At 67.3% G+C, this 7306-nt stretch carries 7 protein-coding genes and 1 pseudogene; 4 read left to right on the top strand and 4 right to left on the bottom strand.

Going from position 1 to position 7306, the window contains the following annotated elements; translation table 11 throughout:
- The 4 genes and pseudogenes from ABS88_RS22060 to ABS88_RS22075 form a co-directional block, all read right to left on the bottom strand.
- A partial coding sequence (locus ABS88_RS22060) for an efflux RND transporter periplasmic adaptor subunit (protein ID WP_286750594.1) occupies positions 1-882 on the bottom strand: 882 nt, incomplete at its 3' end.
- Positions 879-2114, bottom strand: coding sequence for a TolC family protein (locus tag ABS88_RS22065; protein WP_217372993.1), 1236 nt, complete (start codon positions 2112-2114; stop codon positions 879-881). The genes ABS88_RS22060 and ABS88_RS22065, both read right to left, overlap by 4 nt.
- 64 nt (positions 2115-2178) lie before the next feature.
- On the bottom strand, positions 2179-2517 hold the full coding sequence (locus ABS88_RS22070; protein ID WP_217372994.1) for a hypothetical protein: 339 nt from the start codon (positions 2515-2517) through the stop codon (positions 2179-2181).
- 44 nt (positions 2518-2561) lie between these two features.
- Positions 2562-2855, bottom strand: a pseudogene (locus ABS88_RS22075) (DUF3703 domain-containing protein); the annotation flags it as partial.
- A gap of 557 nt (positions 2856-3412) precedes the next feature.
- On the opposite strand from ABS88_RS22075, the gene ABS88_RS22080 reads away from it, so the two are divergent.
- The 4 genes from ABS88_RS22080 to ABS88_RS22095 all read left to right on the top strand — a co-directional run.
- Positions 3413-3751: a hypothetical protein gene (locus ABS88_RS22080; RefSeq protein ID WP_286750595.1), complete on the top strand. Its 339-nt coding sequence runs from the start codon at positions 3413-3415 to the stop codon at positions 3749-3751.
- A gap of 65 nt (positions 3752-3816) precedes the next feature.
- Complete coding sequence (locus tag ABS88_RS22085; protein ID WP_286750596.1) at positions 3817-5124, top strand: TolC family protein; 1308 nt, start codon at positions 3817-3819, stop codon at positions 5122-5124.
- A 109-nt stretch (positions 5125-5233) separates the two neighbouring features.
- A complete protein-coding gene (locus ABS88_RS22090) occupies positions 5234-6403 on the top strand; it encodes an efflux RND transporter periplasmic adaptor subunit (protein ID WP_217372997.1) in 1170 nt (389 codons plus the stop codon).
- 3 nt (positions 6404-6406) lie between these two features.
- A partial coding sequence (locus ABS88_RS22095) for an efflux RND transporter permease subunit (protein ID WP_286750597.1) occupies positions 6407-7306 on the top strand: 900 nt, incomplete at its 3' end.

Below are 7306 nucleotides of genomic sequence, written 5' to 3' on the forward strand. Positions count from 1 at the left end.
CGTGCTCGTCGCGATGCTGGTGCCGTCCTGCGTCTCGACCGTCACCTTCATGCCCGGGCGGATCAGCGAGAGATCGCGCGGGAAGATGTTGAACACCACTGTCGTCTGGCTGGGATCGGTGATCACATAGAGGGCGCGGTCGCCCGTGACGTCGCCCGGGTTCGCATTGCGTTCGGCAACCACGCCGCTCACCGTCGCCCGCACCGGATAGACCTGCAGGCTTTCGCTCGATTCGACGCGAGCGAGCAGGTCGCCGCGGCGGACATAATCGCCGACCGCCTTGGTGACCGACACCACGCGGCCGGGGAACTGGCCGCGGATTTCGGAGCGCGCCGTCGGCGAAAGCTCGACCGTCCCGAACAGTTCGCGCATGTCGCCAACCGTCGCCGGACCGACGACCGCGGTTTCGACGCCGCCCGCCTTGGCGGCTTCGGCGGTGATCCGCGTGCGCCCCTCGGGGCTCGCATATTTCCAGACGTGGCGCTTGCCGTCGGCGACGGCGACCACCTGGACATCAAAGCTGTGCGGCTCGGTCACGACCCCTTGGCCCGCCAGATATTTGCCCTGCGGCTGGAAAGCGAAGCGATCGACCTGCCCGCCGAGGCGGGTGAGCGTCATTTCGAGCTGGACTGACTTGGGATCGAGCGGCTTGCCGCCCCGCGACGGATAGACGCGGAAATGCGGATCGGTGCCATCTTCGAAGATCGTGACCTCGACCGCGAAGTCGCCGTCGGTCAGGAGGCGGCCGCCGTTTGGACCCTCAGCGGGCTCGTCGCCCTTCGCTTCGCCCTTTTCGGCTTCCTTGGCTCCCTCGCCGCAGGCCGAGAGGGGCAGGACGAGAAACAGCGCCGCTGCGGCGGCGCGTACAGATAGTTTGTTCATGGATTTGTCTCCGCAAGGTTGGCGGTGTCGAACCGGCCGGTGAGGCGATCGATTTCCGCGAGCAGGTCGCGGTAGTTCGTCATGGCCTCGGCCCATTGGCCCTGGATCTGGATGATGACGTCGGCGGCGTCCTGGACGTCGCTGAAGCGGAAGCCGCCGCGCCCATAGCCTTCGCGCACCTGAGCGAGCGTCTTCACCGCTTTCGGATAGACGTCGTTCATGATGCCCTCGGCGCGGACGCGCGCCGCATCGGCATCGGCCCGCAGCGAAGCCAGCCGCCGCAACCGGTCGAGCCGGTTCGCTTCTGACTGAAATTCGAGCTGTTGCCGTTCGGCCTGCGCCCGCGCGATATTGCCCTGGTTGCGGTCGAAGCGCCCGATCGGGATCGAAATCCCGCCGACGAGCGCGACGTCGTTCGTATCACGGAGGAAGCGCGTGCCTCCCGAGACCGTGACATCCTGTACGGCGCGGCTTTTCTCGACCACGACCCTTGCCCGGGCCTGGTCGACGGCGGCATCGAACACCGCGGCATCGGCCTCGGCGAGCGCCGGATCGCGCGGGTCGGGCTTCTCGATGCCTTCGGCGACCGTCAGATTTTCGACCGTACCGCCCCAGAAGGAGACGAGCAGCGCGCGCGCCGACTGGCGTTTCGCCACCGCCTCTTTCAGGGCAAGCTCGGCCTCGGTGATACGGGCATCCGCGCGCGTCTCGACGAAGAGCGGATCCTTGTACCCGCGCACGCGGCGGACGGCTTCGGACCGCATTTCCTTCTCGAGCTTGACGCGGTCCTCACCGATCCAGACGAGCTGCTCGGCGATCTGCACGTCGATATAGGCGCGCTGCACTTGCTGCGCGATGTCGAGCCGCACGACCCGCCATTGCGCTTCGGCCAGCACGACGCCGCGCTCGGCATAAGCCATGCGCGCCTCTCGCTTGCCGCCCCGTTCGAGCGGCTGCGCATAGGTGACGGTCAGCTCCGACTGCCGGAACAGGCCATAGCCTCCGGTTCCGGCGGCGTTTTCCATGTCGACGGACACGGTCGGATTGGGCCGGACCCGGGCCTGCAACTGGTCGGCGCGCGCGGCGTCGACCCCCGCTTCGCCCGCTCTAAGCTCGGGGGAAGCGGCAATGGCCCGCCCGACCGCCTGGTCGAGCGTTAGCGGCTGAGCCCAAAGGGACTCCGCCAGCAGCGCAGCCCCGGCCAACAGGGCGGCGCGCATATGGATATGCATAAATTCTCACTCCTGAACGAGACGACTGAGCGCAGGCCGGAAAGGGCCGCGCGGCAGGCGTGGTTCAGGCGAGGGGAGGGTTCAGGGGTGGCGCGAGGGCGCGCGAAGCAAGGCGCGTCGCGGGCCGGGTATAGTGGAGACCGCCCGAAAAACAGCGCAGGTCGCCATGACCCGAAAGCGCCTGGTCCGGCGCCACCGGGCAATTATGGTGACTGCCGTGGAGATCCGCATCCTGCTGGCCGCCCGAGGCGTCGCCGCCCTGGATATGGCCAGGTTCGTCGATCAGAAGATGGTGGGCGTCGCCCGCATGATGGGTGAGCGCAGCGTCCGCCGGCGCAGCAACGTGCAGCCCGCTGAGCAGCAGGACAATCACGAGCAGCAGGCGGAGAGGAGCGCCGGACATGGGCGCGCCCCTATCAGCGAACGGTCCGAACCGAAACCCCAAAATCAGGACGGGTCCGATTGCGGCGCTTTCGAAAGAGCCTGCCGCGCCTCTTCAATGCGAAGCGCAAGCGCACCTGGGACCGGCATGGGCCGAAAGGCGCTCACGCTCGCGCGGCCGCTGTTGCCCGCTGGAAGGCGGCCGGTCAGCGACCCCAGCGGAACGAGGAGGAGCCGCAGCGCCTGCCCGGCACCCTCCCGCCAGTTTCGCTGCGCGATCGCATAGCCCAGCATATGCCAATGCGATGCGAGGTGCGGAAGCATATAGGGCTGGCTCAGAATATGCTCCCATTCCAGCGCGCGCCACGCGGCCGCTTAATCGCCGAGTCGTCTTGCGTCTCGAAAAGCGGCCATTTGCTCGGTCAACAGCGGCGCGGCCGCGGACCATGGCAGGACATCGGACGTCGGATTGGTCGACATTTCGGCTCCCCTCTTCCTCGCGATCCCCTTTTGCACCCTGTAGTAGATACAGGGTCAAGCCCTCCGGTTGCGGCGCGAAACGGAGCCCGGAATTGCTCCAACCGCAACGGCGCGCCTGCGCATTGCCTTGCAGATGACAGCGGGCCTTGAAGCGTAATGAGACTATATCGGCACGATTGCGAATAGAATGGGATATTAAAATCGTCAAATTCTTCTTTTACTGGTTCCGGTAGTTCGAAGAGTTATTGATGCATCGCAGGGATTGTTGGAACTGTATGTCGATCATCACTTATGCCACTGACGCCATGTAACACTATTACAGGGTCCGTTCGAGCCCTTTGGTGGATGAGCCGAAGTCGATTGACAATCTTCTTCTTTCCTTTCGGTCGTCTCGATGCTAGGGGGCGGTTCCAATGCGGCGGATGATCCTCCTTTTCTTGACCCTTCTCCTTGCATCCGGGACGGTTGTCGGGTCGCTCGCGCATGCCACCGAAGATCGTGCGGAGAAGACATCTCTGATCGCCGCGCTGGACGCGGGCTGCATCTCCGAACAGGCAACCGAGCTCGCCGAAAGCGACAAGGAGAAATCCTCGTCGGGCGAGCAGCAGAAATTCCCGTCCGCACCGCATGGCTGTCACGGCCATCATTCGGGCGTACCCGCCGAAGCGCTGATCGCTTCGACCGAAGAGCCGTGCAGCCAGTCGCACGCGCGCATCCTGGCGGCCGCCCTGCCGCCGGTCGCCTATATCGGGACATTCCGCCCTCCAATCGCCTGACGCTCTAGGTCTGTGCGCCCTTTTCGTGCGCGCCTCTCCCTGGAAACGTCAGGAGTCTCATTTTCATGAAATCCATAGTTGTCGCCGCGGCTCTCGCGGCGCTCGTTGCAGGCGCAAATGCCGCGCCCGCCGCTGCCCAGTCGGCAGGGGCGGAGCTGGTCGGCCCGCCTTCATCCACCGGCGAGGCGGTCCGCACCGGCCCGCTTCCCGCCCGATTGTCCCTTGCCCAGGCGATGGAGGAAGCCGACGCGCGTTCGCCGCGCGTGGTTGCCGCCGCCGCCGAAGTGGAGGCCGCGCGCGGTCGCCAGCGCCAGGCGGGCTATCGCTACAATCCGACGCTCAATGTCGATGTCGAGAATTTCGCGGGCACCGGACCCTATTCGGGGCTAAACGGCCTCGAAACGACGGTCTCGGTCAATCAGCGGCTCGACATCGGGGGCCGGCGCCGCGCGCGCATGACGCTCGCCGATGCCGAGTTTCTCGCGGCCCAGTACCGGCTCGAGATTGCCCGCGCCGACCTGGCCTTCGAGGTCCGGAACCAGTTCGCGACCGCGCTCGCCGCGCGCGACGGCCTCACGCTCGCCCGCGAGAATGAAGCCCGCGCGCGTGAACTCGTCCGCGTCGCCCAAGCCATGGTCGACACCGGCAACGAGCCGCCGCTCCGCGCCTTCCGCGCGAATGCGGCGCTCGTCCAGGCAACGGCCGAGCTCCGAACCGCAGAGGCCGAGGAAAGGACCGCCCGCCGTTCGCTGGCAGCACTCCTCGGAAGCTCGGTTCCGCCTGCCGAGCTGATCGAAGGTGATTTGTGGGTTGCACCGGTCACGGTGGACTCGCTGGCAACGCTCGATGTCCGCCTCGCGGAAACCGAGAAGCTGATCGCCGAGGCACGGCTCCAGGGGCAGCGCGCCGACGGGCGTCTCGATCCGTCGGTCGGCTTCGGTGTCCGGCAGCTTCGCGATACCGGCGACCGGGCGCTCATCGCCAATGTCTCGGTCCCGCTCCCCGTCTTCGACCGCAACCGCGGCAATATCTCGGCTGCCAAGTCCGATGTCGCCGCCGCGATCGCCCGGCGCGAGAATGCCGTGGTCAATGCCGAGGCGGAAATCGCCAATGCACAGGCCGAACTCGAAGCCGCCGAGGCGCGCCTTGCGGCGCTCGAAGGCAGCGGCATCGAGCAGGCCCGCGAGGGCGTGCGGCTTGCCGAGCTCAGCTACCGCGCCGGCAAGTCGACGCTCGTCGAGCTGATCGACGCGCAGCAGGCCTATGCCGCGACCCAGGCCGAGCTGATCGCAGCCCGGCAGGCCCGCGCCGAAGCCCGAGCGATCCTTTCCCGCAAGGCCGCGGCCGACGGCGACGCGGATCACCAGCCATGATCGCGCCGGTCCCATCAAACAGCGGGGCCGAACGCCCCGCCATTCACATCAGTCAACAGGGGGGCGCTGCCGGTCGGCGCGCGAACCGCATCAACAGCGGAGACAGAATATGATCACCAAGGACAAGCGCCTTCTCGGCACTGTCGCGGGCGCCATGGCGCTCGCCGCCGTCACGGGCTTCGGCGTCGCGCGCTGTACCGCCGATCCGGCGCCCGCCCCGGCGGCCGAAGGCGGCGAGGAAGCGGCGAGTGAAGCCTTGCCCAGCAGCCTCGTCATCTCGCCCGAGAAGATCCAGGCGGCGGAGATCAGCGTCGAGACGATCAACGCGGGCGGACTCGGCTCCGAAATCATCTCGCAGGCGACCGTCACCGCCGCGCCGAGCGGCGAGGCAATCGTCACGGCACGCGCGGGCGGCGCGGTGACCCGGCTGTTCAAGCGGCTCGGCGATCCGGTTCGCGCCGGCGAGACGATCGCAATCGTCCAGAGCCGCGACGCCGCGCAGATCGCGGCAGAACGGGTCGCGGCCGATGCACGCTCGACGCTCGCGCAGAAGAATCTCCAGCGCGAGAAGACCTTGCTCGACCAGCGCGTGTCGGCGCGCGTGGATTATGAGCGGGCGCAGGCCGAAGCGGCAGCCGCCGCGGCGGAGGCGCAGCGCGCCCGCGCCGCAGCGAATGCAGCGCAGGTAACGCGCGACGGCAGCAGCGTGGTCGTCGCGAGCCCGATCTCGGGGCGCATTACCGCCGAAAGCGCCAGCCTCGGCGCCTTCGTCCAGCCCGAGACCGAATTGTTCCGCGTCGCCGATCCCTCGCAGGTCCAGATCGAGGCTGCCGTCGGTCCCGCCGACGCGCAGCGCCTGAGCTCGGGGGACCGGGCGATCATCGAACTGCCCGACGGCCGGACGATCGACGCGCGCGTGCGCGCCGTGACCCCGGGCCTCTCCGGCGACACGCGGTCGGCGACCGCCGTCCTCGATGTGCCGGGGTCGCTCCAGCCGGGCCTCGCGGTCCGGGTGCGTTTGCTGCCGAGCCGGGGCGGCGAGACGGGCGGTCCCGCCCGGATCGTGATCGCGGACGAGGCGCTGCAGACGCTCGAAGGCCGCGACGTGGTCTTCGTGCGGACGAACAATGGCTTCCGCGCCCAGCAGGTCACCGTCGGCCAGCGCAGCGCCGGCCGGGTCGAGATCCTGTCGGGGCTGAAGCCCGGCCAGATCGTCGCGACCAAGAACGCATTCCTGCTCAAGGCCGAACTCGGCAAGGGCGCGGGCGAGGAGGAATAGACCGTGATCGCAAAACTGATGGCGCTATCCGTCCGGCAACGCTGGGCGGTGCTCTTCCTCTTCCTCGCCATCGCGGGCCTCGGCGTCTGGCAGCTCACCAAGCTTCCGATCGACGCGGTCCCCGATATCACCAACAAACAGGTCCAGATCAACACGATCGACCCGCGTCTGTCGCCGGTCGAAATCGAGAAGCTGGTTACCTATCCGATCGAAATCTCGCTGGCAGGCATTCCGGGGCTCGAGACGACACGCTCGATCTCGCGCAACGGCTTCAGCCAGGTGACGGCGATCTTCACCGACGACACCGATCTCTATTTCGCACGCCAGCAAGTGGGCGAACGCCTGCTCCAGGCGGGCGAAAATCTGCCGGACGGGGTGCAGCCGCAGATCGGGCCGGTGACGACAGGTCTCGGCGAGGTCGTCATGTACACCGTCGGTTACAAGAACCCCGACGGCAAAGGGGCCAAGAAGGTCGCCGGGCAACCCGGCTGGCAGCCCGACGGCAGCTATCTGACCCCCGAAGGCGATATGCTCACCGATGAGATTGCCAAGGCCGGCTATCTGCGCACGGTCCAGGACTGGATCGTGAGCCCGCAATTGAAATCGGTCGGCGGCGTTGCCGGCGTCGACTCGATCGGCGGCTATGCCAAGACCTTCGTCGTCGAGCCCGACCCGACCCGCCTCACCAGCTACGGCATTTCCTACAGCGAACTCGGTGAAGCCCTCGAACGCGCCAATCTCGCAGTCGGCGCCAACTATTACAACCGGGCCGGCGAGGCCTATCTCGTGCGCGTCGATGCACGCGTCCGCTCGGTCGACGAAATCCGCAACGCCGTCGTCGCGACGCGCGGCGGGGTTCCCGTGACTGTGGGTCAGCTCGCCAATGTGAGGATCGGCGGCGAC

The sequence above is a fragment of the Sphingopyxis sp. SCN 67-31 genome (assembly GCF_001725095.1).

Excerpts from the sequence above, each read along its gene's own strand:
- ABS88_RS22085 (WP_286750596.1), top strand. The coding sequence starts at position 3,817 with ATGAAATCCATAGTTGTCGCCGCGGCTCTCGCGGCGCTCGTTGCAGGC.
- ABS88_RS22065 (WP_217372993.1), bottom strand. The coding sequence starts at position 2,114 with ATGCATATCCATATGCGCGCCGCCCTGTTGGCCGGGGCTGCGCTGCTG.
- ABS88_RS22090 (WP_217372997.1), top strand. The coding sequence starts at position 5,234 with ATGATCACCAAGGACAAGCGCCTTCTCGGCACTGTCGCGGGCGCCATG.
- ABS88_RS22070 (WP_217372994.1), bottom strand. The coding sequence starts at position 2,517 with ATGTCCGGCGCTCCTCTCCGCCTGCTGCTCGTGATTGTCCTGCTGCTC.